20 protein-coding genes are annotated in these 23,026 nt (G+C 68.2%); 8 read left to right on the top strand and 12 right to left on the bottom strand.

Features of this window, described 5'->3' with window-relative positions:
* Nucleotides 1-61: 61 nt before the first annotated feature.
* The 3 genes from F6W70_RS06100 to guaB1 form a co-directional block, all read right to left on the bottom strand.
* Nucleotides 62-1,123, bottom strand: coding sequence for a hemolysin family protein (locus F6W70_RS06100; protein WP_127482557.1), 1,062 nt, complete (start codon nt 1,121-1,123; stop codon nt 62-64).
* The gene (locus tag F6W70_RS06095) at nt 1,120-2,439 is read right to left on the bottom strand and encodes a hemolysin family protein (protein WP_055869068.1); all 1,320 of its coding nucleotides are present in this window, start codon (nt 2,437-2,439) and stop codon (nt 1,120-1,122) included. Before F6W70_RS06095 ends, F6W70_RS06100 begins: the two co-directional genes overlap by 4 nt.
* 113 nt (nt 2,440-2,552) lie before the next feature.
* Nucleotides 2,553-4,007 (bottom strand): GMP reductase, encoded by a 1,455-nt coding sequence (gene guaB1 / locus F6W70_RS06090; protein ID WP_055869069.1) that lies wholly within the window; start codon nt 4,005-4,007, stop codon nt 2,553-2,555.
* A gap of 159 nt (nt 4,008-4,166) precedes the next feature.
* Here guaB1 and F6W70_RS06085 point away from each other — a divergent pair, with 159 nt between their 5' ends.
* The gene (locus F6W70_RS06085; RefSeq protein WP_151486165.1) at nt 4,167-7,853 is read left to right on the top strand and encodes a multifunctional oxoglutarate decarboxylase/oxoglutarate dehydrogenase thiamine pyrophosphate-binding subunit/dihydrolipoyllysine-residue succinyltransferase subunit; all 3,687 of its coding nucleotides are present in this window, start codon (nt 4,167-4,169) and stop codon (nt 7,851-7,853) included.
* Nucleotides 7,854-7,918: 65 nt separating this feature from the next.
* Here F6W70_RS06085 and F6W70_RS06080 read toward each other — a convergent pair whose 3' ends face one another.
* The 3 genes from F6W70_RS06080 to F6W70_RS06070 are packed head-to-tail and all read right to left on the bottom strand — an operon-like array spanning nt 7,919 to nt 10,161.
* Nucleotides 7,919-9,223 (bottom strand): GNAT family N-acetyltransferase, encoded by a 1,305-nt coding sequence (locus F6W70_RS06080; protein ID WP_151486164.1) that lies wholly within the window; start codon nt 9,221-9,223, stop codon nt 7,919-7,921.
* A gap of 33 nt (nt 9,224-9,256) precedes the next feature.
* Nucleotides 9,257-9,502 (bottom strand): zf-HC2 domain-containing protein, encoded by a 246-nt coding sequence (locus F6W70_RS06075; protein ID WP_017831083.1) that lies wholly within the window; start codon nt 9,500-9,502, stop codon nt 9,257-9,259.
* Nucleotides 9,499-10,161: a sigma-70 family RNA polymerase sigma factor gene (locus tag F6W70_RS06070; protein WP_055869072.1), complete on the bottom strand. Its 663-nt coding sequence runs from the start codon at nt 10,159-10,161 to the stop codon at nt 9,499-9,501. Before F6W70_RS06070 ends, F6W70_RS06075 begins: the two co-directional genes overlap by 4 nt.
* Nucleotides 10,162-10,231: 70 nt before the next feature.
* Between F6W70_RS06070 and aroA the strand changes: the two genes are divergently transcribed.
* The 3 genes from aroA to bcp are packed head-to-tail and all read left to right on the top strand — an operon-like array spanning nt 10,232 to nt 13,104.
* Nucleotides 10,232-11,548 (top strand): 3-phosphoshikimate 1-carboxyvinyltransferase, encoded by a 1,317-nt coding sequence (aroA, locus tag F6W70_RS06065; protein ID WP_055869073.1) that lies wholly within the window; start codon nt 10,232-10,234, stop codon nt 11,546-11,548.
* A gap of 2 nt (nt 11,549-11,550) precedes the next feature.
* Entirely contained in the window at nt 11,551-12,621 is a 1,071-nt protein-coding gene (rsgA, locus tag F6W70_RS06060; RefSeq protein ID WP_151486163.1) for a ribosome small subunit-dependent GTPase A, read from the top strand.
* Nucleotides 12,622-12,630: 9 nt separating this feature from the next.
* Nucleotides 12,631-13,104 carry a thioredoxin-dependent thiol peroxidase gene (gene bcp, locus F6W70_RS06055; protein ID WP_055869075.1) on the top strand — a complete coding sequence of 158 codons (474 nt, stop codon included), beginning with the start codon at nt 12,631-12,633 and terminating at the stop codon, nt 13,102-13,104.
* A gap of 55 nt (nt 13,105-13,159) precedes the next feature.
* On the opposite strand, the gene F6W70_RS06050 is transcribed toward bcp, so the two are convergent.
* Nucleotides 13,160-13,546, bottom strand: coding sequence for a hypothetical protein (locus F6W70_RS06050; RefSeq protein WP_055873205.1), 387 nt, complete (start codon nt 13,544-13,546; stop codon nt 13,160-13,162).
* A gap of 230 nt (nt 13,547-13,776) precedes the next feature.
* Here F6W70_RS06050 and F6W70_RS06045 point away from each other — a divergent pair, with 230 nt between their 5' ends.
* The gene (locus tag F6W70_RS06045; protein WP_017203224.1) at nt 13,777-14,025 is read left to right on the top strand and encodes a WhiB family transcriptional regulator; all 249 of its coding nucleotides are present in this window, start codon (nt 13,777-13,779) and stop codon (nt 14,023-14,025) included.
* A 63-nt stretch (nt 14,026-14,088) separates the two neighbouring features.
* Here the strand turns inward: F6W70_RS06045 and F6W70_RS06040 are convergent, their stop codons facing one another.
* Together F6W70_RS06040 and F6W70_RS06035 are read right to left on the bottom strand one after the other, a co-directional pair.
* Entirely contained in the window at nt 14,089-15,573 is a 1,485-nt protein-coding gene (locus F6W70_RS06040; RefSeq protein ID WP_055869076.1) for a sensor histidine kinase, read from the bottom strand.
* A gap of 24 nt (nt 15,574-15,597) precedes the next feature.
* The gene (locus F6W70_RS06035) at nt 15,598-15,984 is read right to left on the bottom strand and encodes an Rv3235 family protein (protein ID WP_055869077.1); all 387 of its coding nucleotides are present in this window, start codon (nt 15,982-15,984) and stop codon (nt 15,598-15,600) included.
* 129 nt (nt 15,985-16,113) lie between these two features.
* Between F6W70_RS06035 and F6W70_RS06030 the strand changes: the two genes are divergently transcribed.
* Nucleotides 16,114-16,725, top strand: a complete 612-nt coding sequence (locus F6W70_RS06030) for a hypothetical protein (protein ID WP_151486162.1) — start codon at nt 16,114-16,116, stop codon at nt 16,723-16,725.
* On the opposite strand, the gene F6W70_RS06025 is transcribed toward F6W70_RS06030, so the two are convergent.
* On the bottom strand, nt 16,713-16,991 hold the full coding sequence (locus F6W70_RS06025; protein ID WP_017831092.1) for a helix-turn-helix domain-containing protein: 279 nt from the start codon (nt 16,989-16,991) through the stop codon (nt 16,713-16,715). The genes F6W70_RS06030 and F6W70_RS06025 overlap by 13 nt on opposite strands.
* A gap of 98 nt (nt 16,992-17,089) precedes the next feature.
* Between F6W70_RS06025 and F6W70_RS06020 the strand changes: the two genes are divergently transcribed.
* Together F6W70_RS06020 and F6W70_RS06015 are read left to right on the top strand one after the other, a co-directional pair.
* Nucleotides 17,090-17,710, top strand: a complete 621-nt coding sequence (locus F6W70_RS06020; RefSeq protein WP_127482563.1) for an SAF domain-containing protein — start codon at nt 17,090-17,092, stop codon at nt 17,708-17,710.
* Complete coding sequence (locus tag F6W70_RS06015) at nt 17,707-18,948, top strand: CpaE/TadZ family protein (RefSeq protein WP_151486161.1); 1,242 nt, start codon at nt 17,707-17,709, stop codon at nt 18,946-18,948. Before F6W70_RS06020 ends, F6W70_RS06015 begins: the two co-directional genes overlap by 4 nt.
* Here F6W70_RS06015 and F6W70_RS06010 read toward each other — a convergent pair.
* Together F6W70_RS06010 and secA are read right to left on the bottom strand one after the other, a co-directional pair.
* The gene (locus F6W70_RS06010; RefSeq protein WP_127482565.1) at nt 18,872-20,098 is read right to left on the bottom strand and encodes a pyridoxal phosphate-dependent aminotransferase; all 1,227 of its coding nucleotides are present in this window, start codon (nt 20,096-20,098) and stop codon (nt 18,872-18,874) included. The genes F6W70_RS06015 and F6W70_RS06010 overlap by 77 nt on opposite strands.
* A 67-nt stretch (nt 20,099-20,165) precedes the next feature.
* Nucleotides 20,166-22,967, bottom strand: a complete 2,802-nt coding sequence (gene secA / locus F6W70_RS06005) for a preprotein translocase subunit SecA (protein ID WP_055869191.1) — start codon at nt 22,965-22,967, stop codon at nt 20,166-20,168.
* Nucleotides 22,968-23,026: the final 59 nt, after the last annotated feature.

Raw genomic sequence — 23,026 nt, 5'->3', positions numbered from 1 at the left:
GCACGATGAAGGCCGCCGGTCCCCTGAGGGGTCCGGCGGCCTTCATCGTCGCGATCGACGATCAGCGTCCGCGGAAGCGACGGGTCGCGTCCTGCACCTCTCCGACCAGTTCCTCCAGGATGTCCTCCAGGAATAGCACAGCGGTGGTGTTCCCCTGTCCGTCGCGCACCTTCGCCAGGTGCCGACCCGCACGACGCATGACCGCGAGAGCGTCTTCCAGATCCGTGTCCTCCTGCACCGGCACCATGTGGTGGATGCGCTTGGCCGGAACGGGCTCGATCATCTTGGCCTCCGCGTCCGGGCCCTCGGATGCCCGAAGGATGTCCTTCAGGTGCACGTAGCCGATCGGCACGGACTCGTCGTCGACGATCACATAGCGCGAGAAGCCGTAGCGGGCGACCGCCTTCTCGATGTCCTCGGGCGTGGTCGACTGCGGCAGCGTCACCAGATCGCTCAGGGGAACGGCGACGTCGCGTGCCTTCTTGTCGGTGAACTCCACCGCAGCGGCGACGGTTCCCGCCGTGTCCATGAGCACCCCCTCGCGACGCGACTGGCTGACGATGGTCGCCACCTCGTCGAGCGTGAACGTGGACGCCGCCTCGTTCTTCGGCTCGACGCGGAACAGGCGCAGCACGCCGTTCGCGGCCGCGTTGAGCACCCAGATCACCGGCATGAACACCTTCGACACCCACACCAGCGGCGGGGCCAGGAACAGCACGGCCCGATCCGGCACCGAGAACGCCAGGTTCTTCGGCACCATCTCGCCGAACACCACGTGCAGGAACGAGACGATCAGCAGCGCGATCGTGAACGAGACCGCGTCGACCGCGCCATCGGGCCAGCCGAGCGCGTGCAGCGGCACGGAGAGCAGGTGGTGGATCGCCGGCTCCGAGACGTTCAGGATGAGCAGCGAACAGATCGTGATGCCCAGCTGCGATGTGGCGAGCATCAGCGTCGCGTGCTCCATCGCGTACAGGGCCGTCTTGGCCGCGCGCGAGCCCTGATCGGCGAGAGGCTCGATCTGCGACCGCCTGGCCGAGATCACCGCGAACTCTCCGCCGACGAAGAAGGCGTTCGCGACAAGGAGCACGACGAGCCAGGCGAGTCCTCCCCAATCGCTCATCGGGCCACCTCCTCGTTGACGTCGTCGAGCGGTCTCGGAACGTAGCGCACCCGATCCACCCGTCGCCCGTCCATGCGCACCACCTGCAGCACACCGCTGTCGAGCGGCACCTCGTCGCCGACCGAAGGGACGCGCTCGAGCACGCTCATGACATAACCGCCCACCGTGTCGTACACGTCGCCCTCCGGCACTTCCACACCGGCACGACGACGCAGCTCATCGGGTCGCAGCTCACCGGGGAACGTGATGCCTTCCCGGTTGCGGATGACTCCGGCCCTGGTGCGATCGTGCTCGTCGGCGACCTCACCGACGAGTTCCTCGACGAGGTCTTCCAGGGTCACGAGACCCGCTGTGCCGCCGTACTCGTCCACGACGATCGCCAGCTGGTAGCCGCGGGCGCGCAGCTCCGCGATCAGGGCGTCGACGTGTACCGTCTCCGGCACGCGGAGCGGTTCCGTCGCGAGAGCGCCGACGGGAACCTCGGTACGACGATCGCGCGGCACGGAGATCGCCGCCTTGAGGTGCACGACGCCCATAATGTCGTCGAGGTCGTCGCCGTAGACCGGGAAGCGGCTGTGGCCCGTGCGTCGCGCGAGCTGGATGACGTCATCCACGGAATCGCCCGCGGCGATCGCGTGCATGCTCGGTCGAGCGGTCATCACGTCATCGGCCGTCAGCCGCGAGAACATGAGGGTGCGATCGAGCAACGACGCGGTGTCGGCCTCCAGCAGGCCCGCGTTGGCGGACCGTCGCACGAGCGAGGACAGCTCCTCCGCGCTGCGGGCGCCGGAGAGCTCTTCCTTCGGCTCGATGCCCATCCCGCGCAGCACACCGTTCGCACTGCCGTTGAGCACCACCACAGCGGGCTTGAACACCGTCGTGAACGCGATCTGGAACGGGATCACGAGCTTCGCGGTGGCCAGAGGCAGGGCGAGGGCGAAGTTCTTGGGGACGAGCTCGCCGAGGATCATCGAGAGCACCGTCGCCACGAGCATGGCCACGATGGTCGCGATCGGCGCGACGGCGGCCTCAGGGATGCTCCAGGCGATGAAGGTCGGACGCAGGAGGTTCGACAGCGCCGGCTCCATCGTGTAACCGGTGAGCAGCGTCGTCAGCGTGATGCCGAGCTGCGCCGCCGAGAGATGCGTCGACGTGTGCTTGAGAGCGCTGATCGTGAGCGAGAGCCGGGATTCACCGCGCGCCTGCCTGGCCTCGAGCTCGGCGCGATCGAGGTTCACCAGTGCGAACTCGCTCGCGACGAAGAGGCCTGTGCCGACCGTGAGCAGGAGCCCCACGCCCAACATGATGTAGTCCATCAGAGGTTCCTCTCCGGTGAGAGAGGCGGACAGTGGGGCGATGTTCTACAACTGGGAGGGTCGTCCATTATGCCGACGATTGTACCGAAGACAGCGGGGTGTGCGCTCGACGATCACCAGCTGACCGGCAGCGCCTTGCCCTCCTCGTAGCCGGCCGCCGACTGCAGCCCCACCACGGCGCGGTCGTGGAACTCGGGCACGGTCGCCGCCCCCGCGTAGGTGAAGGATGAGCGCACTCCGGAGGTGATCATGTCCAGAAGGTCCTCGATGCCCGGACGCAGCGGGTCGAGGTAGATCTTCGACGAGGAGATGCCCTCGGCGAAGAGCTCCTTGCGGGCACGCTCGTAGGCGTCGAGCCGACCGAAGCGCGCCTGGACCGCCTTGGTCGACGCCATGCCCCAGGATTCCTTGAACAGGCGCCCATCGGCATCGCGCTGCAGCTCCCCCGGCGCCTCGATCGTGCCGGCGAACCACGATCCGACCATGACGGACGCCGCACCGGCGGCGAGGGCGAGCGCCACATCACGCGGATAGCGCACCCCGCCGTCCGCCCAGACATGCGCGCCGAGCTCACGTGCCGCCTGGGCGGTCTCGAGCACGGCGGAGAACTGCGGGCGTCCGACCGCCGTCATCATGCGGGTGGTGCACATCGCGCCAGGACCGACGCCGACCTTGAGGATCGACGCTCCGGCGTCGACCAGGTCGGCCACGCCGTCGGCTGTGACGACGTTGCCCGCCACGACGGGCAGGCCGAGATCGAGTTCGGCGACGGCGCGCAGAGCCCGCAGCATGCCCTCCTGGTGGCCGTGAGCGGTGTCGACCACCAACACGTCGACACCGGCGGCGGCGAGTGCCTTGGCCTTGGCGGCGACATCGCCGTTGATGCCGACGGCGGCAGCGACCGCGAGACGTCCGTCGGCATCGACCGCCGGACGGTAGAGCGTCGAGCGCAGCGCGCTGCGGGCGCTCAGCGTGCCGACGAGATGGCCGTGGTGCACGACCGTCACCATCTCGACGCCCGCGTCGGTGATCACATCGAACGCGTGCCGCTCCGAACCGATGTCGTCCGCGTCGATCGACGGCGTGCCGTGGTGCACCAGGTCGCCGAGCTGCGCGTCGGGAAGCGCCGTGGCCAGTCTGGTCGCGGGGAGGATGCCGAGGATGTGCTCGACGCCGATCGGCGCCGCGCCACGGGCGACCACGATCCCGTGACCGCTGGCCGCCGGGAGCAGACGAAGCGCGTCGGCGGCCGATGCCTCCGGCGGCAGCACAAGAGGCGTGTCCCAGAGAACCGGCTGCGACTTTACCTCGCGGATCGCGGCGTCCAGATCCTGCAACGGCATGTCCTGCGGCAGGACGCCGAGGCCGCCACGCCGCGCAAGCACGGCAGCGATGCGGGGGCCGGTCACGGAGTTCATGTTCGCGGCGACGAGCGGCAACGTCGCCGGTGTGCCGTCCTGCGGGGCGAGATCGACCTGCAGACGGCTGGTGACAGCGGATCTGCGCGGCACCAGGAAGACGTCGGAGTAGGTCAGATCGACGGTCGGCTGCTCTCCAGAGAACTTCATGCCTCCACGGTACTCAGATCGCGACGCGGTGGCGCACGGCTTCGACGATTCCCCGAGCGAAACACGTTAGGCTTGTTGGTCGAGAGTGTGCGGGCCCGAACGCATCCTGCGTCGACGTCCGCACCAGAGAGCTTCAGCGATGAAAGAGGGCGATCGAGCGTGTCGAACCAGGTGACCGGCGTCAACGGCGACGGGGGGTTCGGAGCCAATTCCTGGCTCGTTGAAGAGCTCTACGAGCAGTTCAAGGTGAACCGCGACTCCGTCGACAAGGAGTGGTGGCCCATCCTGGAGAAATACCACTCCGAGACGGCGACCGCGGCTCCCGCAGCAGCGTCCGACGCACCGGCCCCGACGGCTCATCCCGTCACGGCGCCGATCCCCGTGATCGGCTCGCAGCCCGTCGCCCGCACGACGGCCAAGCCCGCCGCCGCAGCACCGATCCCGGCGCAGGCTCCGAAGCCCGCAGCGAAGTCCGAGTCGGCCGAGGCTCCGGCCCCCGTCGAAGAAGACAAGGTCACGCCCCTTCGCGGTCTGCCCAAGACACTCGCGGCGAACATGGACGAGTCGCTCACCGTCCCGACCGCCACCAGTGTGCGCACGGTGCCGGCGAAGCTGATGATCGACAACCGCATCGTCATCAACAACCACATGGCGCGCACCCGCGGCGGCAAGATCAGCTTCACCCACCTCATCGGCTGGGCGCTCATCCGCACGCTGGACGAGTTCCGCAGCCAGAACGTGTTCTACGCAGAGGTCGACGGCAAGCCCTCCGTGGTGGCGCCGGCGCATGTCAACCTCGGCATCGCGATCGACCTGCCCAAGCCCGACGGCACGCGCGCCCTCATGGTGCCCAGCATCAAGCGCGCCGACACGTTGACGTTCACCGAGTACCTCTCCGCCTACGAGGACCTGGTCACGCGCGCACGCGGCAACAAGCTGACCGCGGGCGACTTCCAGGGCACCACGGTGTCGCTCACCAACCCGGGCGGCATCGGCACCGTGCATTCGGTGCCGCGTCTGATGAAGGGCCAGGGCTGCATCATCGGCGCCGGCGCCCTCGAGTACCCGGCCGAGTTCCAGGGTGCGAGCGAGAAGACGCTCAACGAGCTGGCGATCGGCAAGACCATCACGCTCACCAGCACCTACGACCACCGCGTCATCCAGGGAGCGGGCTCCGGCGAGTTCCTCAAGAAGGTGCACGAGCTGCTCATCGGTCAGCGCGGCTTCTACGACGACATCTTCGCCGCTCTGCGCATCCCGTACGCCCCCATCCGCTGGAACCCCGACATCGCCGTCGACCTCGCCGAGCGCGTCGACAAGCAGTCGCGGGTGCAGGAGCTGATCAACTCCTTCCGCGTGCGCGGTCATCTGATGGCCGACATCGACCCGCTCGAGTACGTGCAGCGCTCGCACCCCGACCTCGAGATCGAGAGCCACGGTCTGACCTTCTGGGACCTCGACCGCGAATTCGTCACGGGCGGCTTCGGAGGACGGCGCATCGCGAAGCTCCGCGACATCCTCGGCGTGCTCCGCGACTCCTACTGCCGCACGCTCGGCATCGAGTACATGCACATCCAGGACCCGGAGCAGCGCCGCTGGTTCCAGGAGAAGGTCGAGGTCAAGTACCAGAAGCCCGGCCACGACGAGCAGCTGCGGGTCCTCCGCAAGCTCAACGAGGCCGAGGCCTTCGAGACCTTCCTGCAGACCAAGTTCGTCGGCCAGAAGCGCTTCTCGCTCGAGGGCGGCGAGTCGCTGATCCCGCTGCTCGACGAGATCCTGCAGGGCGCGGCCACCGCCGGGCTCGAGGGCGCCGCGATCGGCATGGCCCACCGCGGCCGCCTGAACGTGCTCACCAACATCGCAGGCAAGACGTACGGTCAGGTGTTCCGCGAGTTCGAGGGCACGCAGACACCGGGCAACCAGCGCGGCTCCGGAGACGTGAAGTACCACCTCGGCACCGAGGGCACCTTCGTCGCCGACAACAAGTCCGAGCTTCCCGTCTACCTCGCCGCCAACCCCTCGCACCTCGAGACGGTCGACGGCGTGCTGGAGGGTATCGTCCGCGCCAAGCAGGACCGCAAGCCGATCGGCACGTTCGCCTGGCTGCCGATCCTCGTGCACGGCGACGCGGCCTTCGCAGGCCAGGGCGTCGTGGTCGAGACGCTGCAGATGTCGCAGCTGCGCGGCTACCGCACCGGCGGCACGATCCACGTCGTCGTGAACAACCAGGTCGGTTTCACCACGACGCCGAACGACGGTCGCACCTCGATCTACTCGACCGACGTCGCCAAGACGATCCAGGCGCCGGTGTTCCACGTGAACGGCGACGACCCCGAAGCGGTCATCCACGTCGCTCAGCTCGCTTTCGAGTACCGCGAGCGCTTCCACCGCGATGTCGTGATCGACCTGGTCTGCTACCGCCGACGCGGCCACAACGAGGGAGACGACCCCTCGATGACGCAGCCGCTGATGACCGATCTCATCCAGGCGAAGCGGTCCGTCCGCCGCCTGTACACCGAGTCGCTCGTCGGTCGTGGTGACATCACCGAGCAGGAGTACGACGAGGCCAAGGCCGACTTCCAGAACCGTCTGGAGATCGCCTTCGCCGAGACGCACGCCGCCGAGACCGGCGCTCTGCCGATCTCCCCGGAGCTGCCGCCGGTCGACGACCAGGTCGGCGCTCCGGAGATCACCGGTGTGCCGAACGAGGTCATCCAGATGATCGGCGACGCCTTCGTGAACAAGCCCGAGGGCTTCACGGTGCACCCCAAGATCCAGCAGCTGCTGGAGAAGCGCCTCGACATGAGCCGCAACGGCGGCATCGACTGGGGCTTCGGCGAGCTGCTCGCGTTCGGCTCTCTCCTCGTGGAAGGCACCCCGGTGCGCCTCGCTGGTCAGGATGCCCGTCGCGGGACGTTCGTGCAGCGCCACGCGACTCTGCACGACCGCGCGAACGGCCAGGAGTGGCTCCCGCTGTCGAACCTGTCCGACGCACAGGGCCGCTTCTTCGTCTACGACTCGCTGCTCAGCGAATACGCCGCTCTCGGCTTCGAGTACGGCTACTCGGTCGAGGCTCCTGAGGCCCTCGTGCTCTGGGAAGCGCAGTTCGGCGACTTCGTCAACGGCGCCCAGTCGGTCATCGACGAGTACATCTCCGCGGCCGAGCAGAAGTGGGGACAGCAGTCCAGCGTCACCCTGCTCCTCCCCCACGGCTACGAAGGCCAGGGACCGGACCACTCGTCGGCGCGCATCGAGCGCTTCCTGCAGCTGTGCGCGCAGGACAACATGATCGTGTCGCGCCCGTCGACGCCCGCGTCGTACTTCCACCTGCTGCGCCGCCAGGCGTACGCCCGTCCGCGCAAACCGCTGATCGTCTTCACCCCGAAGGCGATGCTGCGTCTGCGCGGCGCGACGAGCCCGGTCGAAGCGTTCACCCAGGGTCGGTTCGAGCCGGTCATCGACGACGACCGCGGTCTCGACCGCACGGCCGTCAAGCGCGTGCTCGTGCACTCGGGCAAGGTGCACTGGGATCTGCGGGCCGAGCTCGAGAAGAACCCGAATCCCGAGGTCGCCCTCGTCCGGCTCGAGCAGCTGTACCCGACGCCGATCGATGAGCTCAAGGCGATCACCGACTCCTACCCGAACGCCGAGCTGGTCTGGGTGCAGGAAGAGCCGGAGAACCAGGGCGCCTGGCCGTTCCTCGCGCTCGCCTTCGCCGACGTTCCCGGCGACCGATCGTTCCGCCCGGTCTCGCGCACGGCTTCGGCATCGCCGGCGACGGGATCGTCGAAGGTCCACGCCGCCGAGCAGGCAGCACTGATCCGCGCGGCCGTCACCCTCGGCTGATCGTCAGACGAGTTCGGGCGCTGCTACTCCGGTCGCAGCGCCCTCTCTCGTCTGTGCGGTGCGGATCAGTACCAGATGTCGAGAGACGGAGCGGGAAAAGAGATGAGCGCCCGGTCGAACGCCTCGACGGCCGCAGGGCTGGCCGTGACGCGTCCGGCACCGTGCAGTGTCGTGGCGCGGACTCCACCGGCATAGAGCGCCGAGAGCATCGAGACGTCGAGCGTGATGTCGGCCTCGGCGCCCGCGTCTGCGGCGTCGACTGTCGCGATGCCGTCGTCGTCCACGCGCAGGCGCCAGTCGCCGTTCGTGAAGCCCAGCGAGTCCTCGACCCGGAGGACCGTGTCGATCGGGGCCGAGTAGCGACGTGCCCTCAGCGCCGTCGGGAGGTCGAGGATGCGCAGCCACCCGTGGTCGTGCACCTCCTGCTTCACCCCGCGGGTGTCGTGCACCAACCACGGCAGGGGGTCATCGATCGGGCGGAGGTCGGCGACCACCTCGTCGACGAGGTCGTGCTGCAGGGCGAAGCGCCAGAGCGCGGCGCGCGCGTCAGCCGTCTCCGCGACGAGCAGACGCACGTCCATCCGGAAGCGGAAGGTGCCGGTCGCCTCACCCACGGTGTAGGCCATCACCCCGCGCAGCGCACCGTCCTCGTCGCGGTAGCGCACACCGCGGGCCTGGTCGCGATCCGGGGTGGGCGCGACTCCTGCGTAACCCTCCCATCGGCCTTCCCAGCCGGGGATCTGTCCCGATGCTCTGCCTCGGGCGCGCTCGTGCACCGCACCGAGGTCGGCGGCGAGCGTCTCGCGATCGATGTACTCGAGAGTGCCGGTCGGAGTCGGTCCGCTCCAGCCCGCACGTCGCGTGTCGACCGTGTGGCGCGCGACCGGAATCGCTGCACCGAAGCCGTAGCGGCCGTAGATCGTCGCCTCGGACACCGTGAGCCCGGCGATGGCCACTCCGGCGGATGCCGCAGCCCGCAGCTCCCCTTCGAGAAGCGCCCTGGCGATCCCACGGCGGCGGTGGGTCGCCGCGACCGTGACCACGCTGATCGCCCACATCCCGATCTCGGCGCCGCCGGGGACGGTGAGGGGTGTGATCCAGCCGTCTATGGTCGCCACGGGCAGCGCAGCGGCCGGGGCGTTCTTCTCGTACACCCCGACGTTCCGCCGCTCCGCGAAGGTCTTTCGCACCTGGGCGAGCATGTCGCTCGTCGGCTCGGGGCCGAGGAATCCGCGGTCGACGGCACGCTCGAAACCCGAGGCGCTCGCGTCATCGCTCAGATCGACGACGCGGTAGTCGAGGCCGGCTCCGGCCAGTCTTTCCGTCGAGGTGGTGTCAGCGGGTACGTCGCGCGCATCGATGGAGGTCATCCGTCCACACTACCGACGGCCTCCGGCGTGCGGTCAGTGCTGCGAGGCCTGAACGGCGCGCAGACGCTCGAAGACCTGGTCGCGCAGCTGCTCGGGAGCGGTCTCCTTGCAGGCGCGGGCGATCACCTCGGTGAGGGTCGTGGCGACGAGAGCCTCATCCCGACATGACGGGCAGTTCTCGAGGTGCTCGCGGATCTCGGTGTGCTCGGTCTTGCACACCTCGTTGCGGAGGTACTCCTCCAGATCCTGACGGGCTTTGTCGCAGCCGCAGTCGCTCATTTCTTGCTCCTCGTCTCAGCCGCGGCGATGCCCCGCTCAGCGGCGTAATCTGCCAACAGCTCCCGCAGCATCCGCCTGCCACGGTGCAGGCGGCTCATCACGGTGCCGATGGGGGTCTTCATGATGTCGGCGATCTCCTGATACGCGAAACCTTCGACATCTGCGAGATAGACCGCGAGGCGGAAGTCCTCCGGCACGGCCTGCAGCGCATCCTTGACCACCGAGGCCGGCATCCGGTCGATGGCCTCCGCCTCGGCCGAACGGCTGTGCGACGCCGTGGTGGACTCGGCTCCGCCCAGCTGCCAGTCCTCGAGCTCGTCGATCGTGCCCTGGAAAGGCTCGCGCTGGCGCTTGCGGTAGATGTTGATGTACGTGTTGGTGAGGATCCGATAGAGCCACGCCTTGAGGTTCGTGCCCTGCGAGAACGTCGCCCAGGACCCGTAGGCCTTCACGAAGGTCTCCTGCACGAGATCGGCGGCATCCGCCGGGTTGCGCGTCATGCGCATCGCGGCGGCGTAGAGCTGATCCATGAAGGGGATCGCCTGCTCCTCGAACTCGCGCCGAGGGTCGCCGACGGTGTCTGCGGTTACGGTGTCATCCATCACCGGCCAGTCTAGGCCGCTGATGTCGATCACCTCGCGCTCCAACGTCGCCGGCATACTCTCTCCTTCGGGTCGGGAGGCCTGTCTTTCGCGACGAAGCTCCCTGCGTTTACTAAGGTGAGAACCGATGAGCGCCAACAGGTATTCCCCCTCCCGTGTGCAGGGCGCCTATCCCGCGCCCACGACCGACGTGCCCGTGCACGCCGAACTCACGATCCCCGGTTCCAAATCGCTGACCAACCGCGAGCTGATGATCGCCGCGATCGCCGATGGACCAGGCCGGTTGATCGCCCCCTTGCACTCCGACGACTCCGCACGCATGGTCGATGCGCTGCGCGCCCTCGGCGTCGGCATCGAAGAGGTCGACGCCGGGAACGAGTTCGGGCCCGACCTCGTCGTCACCCCCGCGAAGCTCAGCGGCGGCACCACGATCGACTGCGGTCAGGCCGGCACCGTCATGCGCTTCATCGCCCCACTGGCGGGCCTCGCGGCGCACGACGTGCACCTCACGGCGCACGAGACGGCGCTGCATCGTCCGATGGGCGCGCTGATCAGCGCGCTGCGCGACCTCGGCGTCGACATCGACGACGAGGGCACGTGGGCTCTCCCCTTCACGATCCGCGGCCACGGGCGAATCCGCGGCGGACGCGTGGAGATCGACGCCTCCGCGTCGAGCCAGTTCGTCTCCGGTCTCCTCCTCGCCGCTCCCCGCTTCGACGTCGGCCTGCACCTCGTCCACACCGGCGAGCACCTGCCGAGCCTTCCGCACATCGACATGACGATCGAGGCTCTGAGCCGCCGCGGCATCCGCATCGAACGCCCCGCCGTCGGCGAATGGCTGGTCGAGGCGGGCGTTCCGCGGGCCAAGGAGATCGCGATCGAACCCGATCTCTCCAACGCCGCGCCGTTCCTCGCCGCCGCGCTGGTCACCGGCGGATCGGTGTCGATCACCGGCTGGCCCGCACATTCCACTCAGCCCGGCGCCCTGCTGCCCGAGATCCTGCAGGCCACGGGGGCGCACGTCGGCCGTCACGGCGGCACGCTCACCGTGCGCGCCGGTTCCGGCATCCGGGGCCTCGACCTCGACCTGTCCGCGGCGAGCGAGCTCACCCCGACGCTGGTCGGCCTCGCCGCCTTCGCGGAGTCTCCGACCACGATCCGCGGCATCGGACACATCCGCATGCATGAGACCGACCGGATCGCGGCGCTGATCGGCAACCTCCGCGCGCTCGGCGGCGAGGCCGAGGAGCTCTCCGACGGACTGCGCATCATCCCCCGGCCTCTGCACGGCGGAAGCTGGGCCGCACACCACGATCACCGGATGGCCACCACCGGAGCGCTCATCGGCCTGCGCGTCCCCGGCGTCGAGATCGACGACATCGGCACCACCGCGAAGACCCTCCCGGAGTTCACGATGCTCTGGGAGAGGATGCTGCGGGGCTGAGGGTGAGCTGGCTGGACGACGCCGACGACCTCGAAGACGACTTCGAGGACTTCGACGAGAGCAGCATCCGCACCCGTCCCAACCCGAAGGCGAATCGCCCCCGCACCAAACGGCGACCCGCGCATGAGGACGCGCAGGTGGGACGAGTGCTCGGCGTCGACCGCGGACGATACTCGGTCCTCCTCGGTGAGGGCACCGCCGAGGAGCGCATGATCACCACGACGCGCGCGCGCGAGCTGCGACGCATGCCCATCGTCACGGGCGATCAGGCACGGGTGGTGGGCGACACCTCGGGAGACGAGGGCACGCTCGCGCGCATCATCGGCATCGTCGATCGCACCTCTCTGCTGCGCCGCAGCGCCGACGACACCGATCAGGTCGAACGGGTGATCGTGGCGAACGCCGATCAGATGCTCGTCGTCGTCGCGGCCGCCGACCCGGAGCCCCGCGCGCGCCTCGTCGACCGCTACCTCGTTGCGGCACTGGATGCCGGCATCCGCCCGCTGCTCGTCGTCACCAAGACCGACATCGCCGATCCGACCGAGTTCCTGACGCACTTCGACGGCCTGGACCTGCGTGTGTTCACCAGTGCGCAGGACGAGATGCCCCTCGAGGAGATCGGCGACGCGCTGGTCGGACACTCCACGGTCTTCGTCGGACACTCCGGGGTGGGCAAGTCGACGCTCGTCAACGCCCTCGTGCCGTCGGCCTTGCGCGCCACCGGGCACGTGAACCAGGTCACCGGACGCGGTCGGCATACCTCGTCATCGACCGTGTCGCTGCGCTACGAGGGTGCGGACGGCACCGGCTGGGTGATCGACACCCCCGGCGTGCGCTCCTTCGGACTCGGACACGTCGATCCGGCGAACATCCTGGCCGCGTTCACCGAACTCGCCGCGATCGCCCAAGACTGCCCCCGGGGCTGCACCCATCTCGCCGATGCACCCGACTGCGCTCTGATCGAGGCCGCCGAGCGCGGAGAGCTGCGCGAGACCGGGCGTGCCCGACTCGATTCCCTGCAGCGTCTGCTGCAGACGTTCGCGGACAAGGCGGATCAGGCCCCCGGCCGTTAGGCTGGAGACGTGACCCAGCGCCTCGAACCAGGAACCGCAGCCCCCGACTTCTCCCTCCTCGACCAGGACGGGAACATCGTCCGTCTCGAGGATCTGCGCGGCCAGAAGACCGTGCTGTACTTCTACCCGGCGGCGATGACTCCCGGCTGCACCACCCAGGCGTGCGACTTCCGCGACAGCATCTCGTCCCTCCAGGGCGCCGGCTACCGCGTCATCGGGGTCTCACGCGACGAGCCCGCCACGCTGGCGAAGTTCCGCGAGCGCGATGGGCTGACCTTCCCGCTCCTCAGCGACCCTGACCACGCCGTCCACTCCGCCTACGGTGCGTGGGGCGAGAAGATGAACTACGGCAAGCTCGTCGAGGGGGTCATCCGCTCGACGTTCGTGCTCGACGAAGACGGCAAGATCGCTCTCGCGCAGTACAACGTGAAGGCCACGGGTCACGTGGCACGGCTGCGCAAGCAGCTCGGCATCGACGCCTGACCCGCAGCTGTCCCCGAGGTCGGCAGACCTCCCCGACGTCCGCAGCTCTCGGAGGTCACTCCGTTGCGCGCTGCGGACCTTCTCGACGTGCGCTCGAGATCAACAGCGCGAACCCGAGCAGTCCGGGAAGCCCGACCCCGAGGGTGAACGGCCAAGAGATCGGCTGCAGCGTGAGAGAGGCGAGCGCGAGGGCTACGGCGAGTACCTGAAAGACCACTCCGCCTGATCGAGCCCAAGACTTCCCGACCCGCGTGCCCACCGCGAATGCCACGAGGGCTGCGGTGCCGATCAGCGTGAGCACGATGAGCGCCAGGGCCGTCGGCAGGGATGCCGCATCGCCCGCCCCGAGACCGGCGAGTTCGACCACGGCGAAGACCAGGAGCGCCACTGCTTCGAGGGCGAGGATCGCCGCTGCCGCCAAGGCGATTCCGGGTGCGCGCACGGTGTCTCCCAAGGATCGAAAGAAGAGAAAACCCTTGATTTCATGGTTTTCATGTAACAGAATAGAGAAAGTCATGTGCTCCCACAGCGGCGTGGGGCGAGCATTCACGCTCGCATCACAATTCGCGGGCATTCCGTCCGCATCTCAACAGGGTAGCGGAACCCGAACTTCTACCCGAATCCGAGAGGTCGCATCGCGACATCTCTTGAAATCCACACCGAGGAGCCCCCATGGACTGGCGCGATAAGGCCGCCTGCCTGACTGTCGACCCCGAGCTTTTCTTCCCCGTGGGGAACACTGGCCCTGCCGTCGATCAGATCGAGAAGGCGAAGACGGTGTGCGCCACCTGCACCGTCACCGAGATCTGCCTGCAGTACGCCCTGGAGACCAGCCAGGACTCGGGCGTCTGGGGCGGGCTCTCCGAAGACGAGCGCCGCGCTCTCAAGCGTCGCGCCGCTCGCGCACGCCGCGCCTCCTGAACATCCGAAAGCGGCCTGAGATCGACTCTCAGGCCGCTTTCGTCTGTTCGGATGCGGCAGCTCTCACCTCTCGAGCCAGCGCAGGGGGATGTCGATGACCACTTCGGTGCCCTCGCCATCGCTCCCGTGCCACTCGATCGTGCCGCCGAGCTCACCCTGGATGAGCGTGCGGATGATCTGAGTGCCGAGGCCCTGGCCGATGCGCCCTTCCGGCAGACCGAGACCGGTGTCCCGCACCGTCACGCGCAGATTGTCCTCGGTGCGCTTGGCGTCGATCGTGACGAAGCCCTCTTGACCTGCGAGACCGTGCTCGACCGCATTCGTCACGACCTCCGTCAGGGCGAGCGCGAGAGGTGTCGCGTACTCGCTCGGAAGAACTCCGAACCGTCCGGTGGACTGCGTCCGCGCGCGCGTGTTCGGAGCCGAGGCGACCTCGGCCACGAGCTTGAGCACGCGGTGGAAGACCTCGTCGAAGTCGACCTTCTGCGTCAGCCCCTGGGCGAGCGTGTCGTGCACCACGGCGATCGCATCCACGCGGCGCATGGCCTGTGTGAGGGCGTCGCGCGCCTCGTCTGAGTGGGTGCGTCGCGCCTGGATGCGCAGAAGCGAGGCGACCGTCTGCAGGTTGTTCTTCACCCGGTGGTGGATCTCGCGGATCGTCGCGTCCTTGGTGATGAGCTCCTGCTCCTGGTGGCGCAGTTCTGAGACGTCGCGGCACAGCACGATCGCCCCGATGCGGGTGCCGTGGTCCTTCAGCGGGATGGCACGCAAGGACACCGTCACACCGCGGGCTTCGATGTCGGTGCGCCAGGGAGCGCGCCCGGTGACCACCACGGGCAGCGACTCGTCGACCTGCCGGGACGGCGGGACGAGACGAGTGGTCACCTCGGCGAGAGACTCCCCCTCGAGCTCGTCGTCGAAGCCCATCCGGTTGAAGGCGGAGAGCGCGTTCGGGCTGGCGAAGGTGGTGATCCCGTCGACATCGATGCGAATGAGACCATCGGAGGCACGGGGCGCTCCCCGACGCGGTGACGTCGGAGCCGTGAGGTCGGGGAAGCTCCCGTCGGCGATCATGCGGAACAGGTCGTTCGCGCACTCGTCGAAGGTGATCTGCTGGCGAGACGGCGTGCGCACCTCGCCGAGGTTCGTGTGCCGGGTCACCACTCCGATCACGGTCGAGTGGGCGTCGGCACCGCGACCGACGCTCAGGATCGGCACGGCCCGCACGCGCGTCGGTGTCTCCTCGAACCAGTCGGGCGAGGAGGAGTCGACGATCTCGGCCGACTCGAAGGCGCCCTGGACCTGGGTGCGCCACTGGGGCCGCACCCGCTCTCCGACGATGTCGCGATAGAAGAGCGTAGCCGCGCCGCTGGGTCGCGCGTGCGCGACCGCGATGAACGAACCGTCGTCGGTCTGGATCCAGATCACGATGTCGGCGGAGGCGAGGTCCGCGAGGAGCTGTCCGTCCCCGGCGAGACGGTGGAGCCATTCGACATCGCTGTCGTTCAGGCGCCCCTGGGCATGGGCGAGATCACTGAGGGTTGACACCTGACCAGCCTACGGTCAGATGCCTCAGAGAATGGCCAGCGACGTCGCCCGCCAGCGACGATCGATCCCTTCCAGGCGCACGGCGACGGCGCGGGTGCGCCCAGGACCGGCCACCACGACGACGGCTTCGATCACGCCGTCGAGCGGGTCCGTGACCCTCAGCGCCCTGATCTCGAACGTGGGTCGGGCGGGAGCGACCCCGCGCGCGCTGCGTGCCCTCGAGGAGAGGTTCGCGCGCGTGACCAGACTTCGGAATGCGTCCTCGCTGAACCACCTGGCGAGCTGATCGACCTCCCTGACACCGGCCAGCACCTCGAGGACGCCGTGCGTGAGGCTGCGCAGAAGCGGCACGGGGTCGGGAAGCTCGCTGGTCGATGTCGGCTGGGGTGCGAAGTACTCGTGCGGCGTCATGTCGAACTCTCGGTCGGGGAGGTCTGCGAGTGAGCAGTACAGCACCGTGCCGCCAGCGCCGGAGTGGGGTGAGGCGAAGAATGTGGATAACTCGTACGCGCCCGAGCGGGGTCGCCTACGCTCTGTCGGATGCACTGGGACCGACTGTTCGAAGACCTCGAAGGCCAGCTGACCGCGGAGTGGGAGGCGGAACGAGCGGTGCTGGACGCCGAGTCCGAACGGCTGCGCATCGCACGGTTGGACCTGCGCGCGCGGCTGCGGACGCTGTGCAGCGCGGGGGCGGACGTCACGATCGGTCTCGTGAACGGGCGACGGATTCCGGTCTCGTTGCAGACGCTCGGAGCGGACTGGGTCGCCGTCTCCACGCGCGGCACCGGCGAGGAACGCAGCGCACCCGCCGGCTTCTTCCTCCCCCTCGCGGCCGTCACCGGCATCACGACGGATCACGGCATGATCCTGGCGAGCCTCGACGAACCACCCACCGCAGACTCCCCGCTCCGAGAGCGGATGACCCTCGGATTCGTGCTGCGTGACCTCGCACGCCGTCGTGTGCCCGTGCACATCAGCACCCATGTGGGCGACGACGTCCACGGCACGATCGATCGAGCGGCGTCCGATCACCTCGATCTCGCCGTACATGATCCGGGCGAAGCGCGCCTCGCCCGAGCGGTGCACGGGTTCCGCATCATCCCGTTCGCGTCACTCGTGGCCGTGCGTACTCCGGTCGATCAGGTGCCGTGAGCCGAAGAGGTGCCCCAGACCTCGGGGAAGCTCGCGGTCTGGGACTGGCGCCACAGCGCCATCCGCCGAGAGTTCTCCGATTCTTCGGCCAGGTACCCGTCGAGGCTGGACTCCTCCACTCGCCAACGAGGCGGCGATCCCAGCTGCGCTCCCCGCAGTCTTCCCTCCTGCACCAGGGCGACGACCTCGTCGACCCCGATGCTCAGCAGCTCCGCCACCTGCGAGGGGGCGAGGTAACGCGGTGCGCGAACAGGGAATGCAGGCATCCCCTCATTCTCGCCCACAGGCTCGCCGGATTCGGGTCCGCTCGTCCCTTGTGGATAACTCCCGGAGCCCCGCCGCCGTTTCTGTGACGATATTCGCCATGGCTTCCTTCTCTGTTCCTCGGCGCGCGTTCTGGGGCGACGTCCGCTTCCTCGTGGGCATCGCGCTGGTGGCTCTCTCGATCGCCGGTGTCTGGCTCATCGTGTCGGCGTTCGACGATGCCGTTCCGACGCTCCAGGCCACCCGGACCATCACGCAGGGCGAGGTGCTGACGTCCGACGACTTCCAGGTCGTCGACGTCGGTCTGGGGTCGCTGGCCGACGACTACCTCGGCCCGGACGACGTCCCCACCGGCAGCATCGCGTCCCGCACTCTCGAGAGCGGAGAACTCGTTCCGTCCTCGGCTGTGACCGATGCCGACCGCAGCCGCTCCACCACGATCGTCATCCAGAGCAGCACCGGTATCCCGGAAGGAGTGGAGGCGGGCACGGTCGTGGAGGTCTGGCAGGCGCCGCCCCTCGACGAAGGACGCTCCTACGATGTCCCCCGCATCCTGGTCGCCGACGTGATCGTGCACGACGTGCTCGATGCGGAAGGCGTGCTCGCCGACACCGGAACCCAGCTCGAGATCGTGATCGATCGGGCCGATGTGGCCGACGTGCTCGCCGCCATCACGGGTGGCGCCGCCCTTTCCGTGGTGCCGGTCGGGGCGGGGTCGTGACCGGCGTCGTGGTGGCGATCCCTCAGCCACGGGCGGGCGAGCTGGCGGCGGAGCTGGCGCTCGAAGGCATCGACGTCGTCGCGATCCTCTCCCCCACCGCCGTCATCGAGGTGCCTCCGGGCGCGGAGGCGATCATCGTCCCCGCCACCAGAGCGGTGCTGAGCGCCGAGCTGATCTCCGCATGCGACCGTGCCGGGGTGCGCATCCTGGCGCTCGGCGGCGCAGACAGCCGCCTGCTGGGGCGTCTCGGGCTGTCGGCGGCCCTCCGCCCGGAAGCGGCAGGATGGGAGATCGCTGCCGCGCTGGCATCCGAGACAGACACCGTGCCACGCCCGCAGTCCGTCCTTCCGCATCGCGTGATCGCGGTCTGGGGACCGCACGGCGCTCCGGGGCGGTCGACCCTCGCTATCCAACTGGCCGTGGAATTCTCCCGCCGCGGACGCAAGACAGCGCTGGTCGACACCGACACGGTCGCGCCCGCGCTCGCCCTGCTTCTCGGTCTCAGCGACGACGCGCCCGGTGTCGCCGCAGCGTGCCGGCGGGCGGAACGCGGTGCGCTCGACTCCGCCGAGCTGACAAGACTCGCCACGACGGTGGCCACGGGCGGCGGTGATATCGAGGTGCTGCCCGGTATCAATCGTCCCAGCCGCTGGCCCGAGCTGTCATCGATCCGCCTGCGGGCCACGCTCGGCGCCTGCCGCGAGTGGTCCGAGGAGACGGTCGTCGATGTGGCCGCTGCCTTCGACGCCGACGAGGAGGTCACGTACGACCTTGCCGGGCCCCGGCGCCATGCGGCGACCACGGCCTCGTTGAACGAGGCAGACCTGATCATCGCGGTCGCATCGGCCGACCCGCTCGGCATCAGCAGATTCGTACGTGAGCACGCCGAACTGCGGCGTCTCACCGCCCCCACGCCCGTCGTCGTCGTCGTCAATCAGGTGCGACCGGGCCCGCTCGGCATCGATGCGCGTGGTCAGGTGCGACGCACGCTCGAGAGGTTCGCGGGCATCACCGATGTCGTCTTCCTGCCGTTCGACCAGCGCGCAGCGGATGCCGCTCTGCTGCACGCCCGGCCCATGACCGATGTCGCGCCCCGTTCGCCGTTCCTCGCAGCCGTGAGACGACTGGCGTCGACGCTCTTCCCGGCGGACGCCGCGTCCGCTACTGCCGATAGCTCGCGAGGAAGTTCCCCAGTCGTTCGACGGCTTCGCTCAGCACTCGGGGCTCGGGGAGCGTGACCAGGCGAAGGTGGTCAGGGGTGGCCCAGTTGAAGCCGGTGCCCTGGACCAGGAGGATGTGCTCCGAGACCAGCAGGTCGTAGACGAGCCGCGCGTCGTCCCTGATCTCATGCACGTTCGGGTCGAGCCGTGGGAATGCGTACAACGCCCCCTGGGGCTTCACGCACGAGACGCCGGGGATCGACTCGAGACCTTCCCAGGCGATGTCCCGCTGCTCGTGCAGGCGCCCGGTCGGAGCGATGAGCGCCTCGATCGACTGCACGCCGGAGAGCGCCGCCTGCAGGGCGTGCTGGGCCGGGACGTTCGGGCAGAGTCGGGTCGACGCGAGCAGCGTGATCCCCTCGATGAACCCCTTGGCGTGGTCCTGCGGCCCTGTGATGACCATCCATCCCGAGCGGAATCCGGCCACGCGATACGTCTTGGACAGGCCGTTGAAGGTCAGGCAGAGCAGATCAGGGGCGAGAGTCGCCGTCGGGATGTGCACGGCGCCGTCGAACAGGATGCGGTCGTAGATCTCGTCGGAGAGCAGCAGCAGCTGGTGCTCTCGAGCGATCTGCACCAAGCCCTCGAGGATCTGGCGGGAGTACACCACTCCCGTGGGGTTGTTCGGGTTGATGATGACCAGCGCCTTGGTGCGCGGCGTGATCTTCGATCGGATGTCCTCGAGGTCGGGCTGCCACTGGTCATCCTCATCGCAGAGGTAGTGGACGGGAGTGCCGCCGGCGAGGCTGGTCATCGCCGTCCAGAGCGGGTAGTCCGGCGCCGGGATGAGGACCTCGTCGCCCTCGTCGAGCAGCGCCTGCATCGTCATCGTGATGAGCTCGGAGACACCGTTCCCGAGGTACACGTCGTCGGGGTCGAACCGCGGGAAGCCCTCGATCTCCTCGTACCGGCTCACCACGGCACGTCGAGCCGAGACGATGCCCTTGCTGTCGCTGTATCCGTGGGCCGTCGGCAGCGCGGCGAGCATGTCGCGCACGATCTGGTGCGGGGCGTCGAAGCCGAAGATCGCCGGGTTGCCGGTGTTCAGCTTGAGGATCTGGTGCCCCTCCGCCTCCAAGCGCGCCGCCTCGACGAGGGCGTTTCCGCGAATCTCGTACAGGACGTTCTTGAGCTTCGACGACTGGTCGAAGTTGCGCGTTGGGGTCATCGACCAAGCCTACAGCGACGAGAGGAGGGCCAATCCACGCGGACTGGCCCTCCTTTGTGCGGAGAGACTACTTCTTCTTCTTGCCCTGGGCGCGCCGCTGCTCGCGGTTGCCGGCGGCGGGAGCCTCGGCCTCGGCGCGCTGCCCGAAGGCGCCACGCGGTGCTTCCTCAGCCTCGGCCTGCGGAGCCTGAGCACGAGCCGCCGCCTGACGGACGCGATCCGTCGCTGCCTGCTGGACCTGACCGCGATCGTTGCGGACCTCGACCTCACCCGCATCATTCGCCGCGGAGTACTCGAGGCGCTGCTCACCGCCGTCGGAGGCGAGCCCCTTGGCCTCGACCTCGGCCGTCTCCGAGTCACCAGCGCGACGCACCTCGACCTCGAGGTTGTAGAGGTAGCCGACCGACTCCTCCTTGATCTGGCCCATCATCGACTGGAACATGGCGTAGCCCTCACGCTGGTACTCGATGAGGGGGTCGCGCTGAGCCATCGCACGAAGGCCGATGCCGTCCTTGAGGTAGTCCATCTCGTAGAGGTGGTCGCGCCAGCGACGATCGAGCACCTGCAGCACGACACGACGCTCGAGCTCGCGCGTGGCGGCCTCGCCGAGAGACTCCTCACGCGTCTGGTACGCGATCTTCGCGTCGGAGAGCAGCTCGCGGGTGAGCCCGTCCGCATCGATGCCGCCCTTGCGGTCGGCGGCCTCGGCCACGACCTCGTCGATCGTCACGCCCACCGGGTAGAGCGTCTTGAGCTCGGTCCAGAGGGCATCGAAGTCCCAGCTCTCGTTGTGGCCCTCGCCGGTGTGGTCTCGCACGACGCCGCTGATGGCGTCCTCGATGAAGTGCTGCACACGATCGGCGATGTCATCGCCCTGGAGGATGTGCCGACGATCCGCGTAGATGGCCTCACGCTGGCGGTTCAGGACGTCGTCGTACTTCAGGACGTTCTTGCGCATCTCGGCGTTGCGGGACTCGACCTGCGACTGGGCGCTGCGGATCGCTCGGGAGACGAGCCCCGACTCGATCGGCACATCGTCCGGGAAGTTGGTGCGGGCGAGGATGGCCTCGGCCGCCCCCGACTGGAACAGACGCATCAGATCGTCGGTGAGGCTCAGGTAGAAGCGGCTCTCACCGGGGTCACCCTGACGGCCGGAACGACCGCGAAGCTGGTTGTCGATGCGGCGCGACTCGTGGCGCTCGGTGCCGAGCACGTAGAGACCGCCGGCCGCGATGACCTTCTCAGCCTCCTCCGCGACGACGCTCTTCATCGCCTCGTAGGTCTCGTCCCACGCGATCTCGTACTCCTCGGGCGTCTCCACGGGGTCGAGCCCCTTGCCCTTGAGCTCCTGGACCGCGAGGAACTCGGCGTTTCCGCCGAGCATGATGTCGGTTCCTCGTCCGGCCATGTTCGTGGCGACGGTGACTGCGCCCAGGCGGCCGGCGCGCGCGACGATCTCGGCCTCGCGCGCGTGGTTCTTCGCGTTGAGGACCTCGTGCTTGATGCCCTTCTTCGCGAGCAGGCGCGAGAGGTACTCGCTCTTCTCGACGCTGACCGTTCCGACCAGAACCGGCTGGCCCTCCGCGTGCCGCTCGGCGATGTCCTCGACGACCTGAGCGAACTTCGCGGTCTCGTTCTTGTAGACGAGGTCGGACTGGTCCTTGCGGATCATCGGCCGGTTGGTCGGGATCGGGATGACGCCGAGCTTGTACGTCGACATGAACTCGGCGGCCTCGGTCTCGGCCGTACCGGTCATGCCGGCGAGCTTGTCGTAGAGACGGAAGTAGTTCTGCAGGGTGACGGTGGCGAGGGTCTGGTTCTCTGCCTTGACCGGCACGCCCTCCTTCGCCTCGATCGCCTGGTGGATGCCCTCGTTGTAGCGGCGACCGACCAGGATGCGACCCGTGTGCTCGTCGACGATCATGACCTCGTCGTTCATCACGACGTAGTCGGTGTCCTTCTTGAACAACGCGAGCGCCTTGATCGAGTTGTTGAGGAACGAGATCAGGGGCGTGTTCGCCGACTCGTAGAGGTTGTCGATGCCGAGGTAGTCCTCGACCTTCTCGATACCGGGCTCGAGCACGCCGACGGTGCGCTTCTTCTCGTCGACCTCGTAGTCCACGCCGACCTCGAGGGTGCGGGCGATCTTGGCGAACTCGGCGAACCAGCGGTTGGCCTCGCCCGACGACGGGCCGGAGATGATGAGCGGGGTGCGGGCCTCGTCGATGAGGATCGAGTCGACCTCGTCGACGATCGCGAAGAAGTGCTCGCGCTGGACGAGGTCCTCCTTGCGCCACGCCATGTTGTCGCGCAGGTAGTCGAAGCCGAACTCGTTGTTCGTGCCGTAGGTGATGTCGGCGGCGTACTGCTCGCGGCGCACCGCAGGCGTCTGACCGGAGACGATGATGCCCGTGGTCATGCCGAGAGCACGGAACACACGCCCCATGAGCTCTGCCTGGTAGCTGGCCAGGAAGTCGTTGACCGTGATGACGTGCACGCCCTTGCCGGCGATCGCGTTCAGATACGCGGGCAGCGTCGCGACGAGGGTCTTTCCCTCACCGGTCTTCATCTCGGCGATGTTGCCGAGGTGAAGGGCGGCACCACCCATGATCTGCACGTCGTAGGCACGCATGCCGAGGGTGCGCTTGGCGGCCTCTCGCACCGCGGCGAACGCCTCCGGCATCAGCTGATCGAGGGTCTCACCCTTCTCGAAGCGGGCGCGCAGCTCGACGGTCTCGTTGCGCAGCTCGTCGTCGGTGAGCTTGGAGATGTCCTCTTCCAGCGCTCCCACTGCCTTGACGACCTGATTCAGGCGGCGGATGACCCGCCCCTCGCCCGCACGCAGCAGCTTCTCAAGAGGATTGGCCACGGATGTCATCTCCCTGTCAGTGGGTAAATCGCCGGCCATCGGTGAACCCGACGCCAGGC

Origin of the sequence: Microbacterium maritypicum, assembly GCF_008868125.1 — a bacterium.
GTDB lineage: Bacteria > Actinomycetota > Actinomycetes > Actinomycetales > Microbacteriaceae > Microbacterium > Microbacterium maritypicum.
This window is presented reverse-complemented; position numbering and strand designations above follow the sequence as displayed.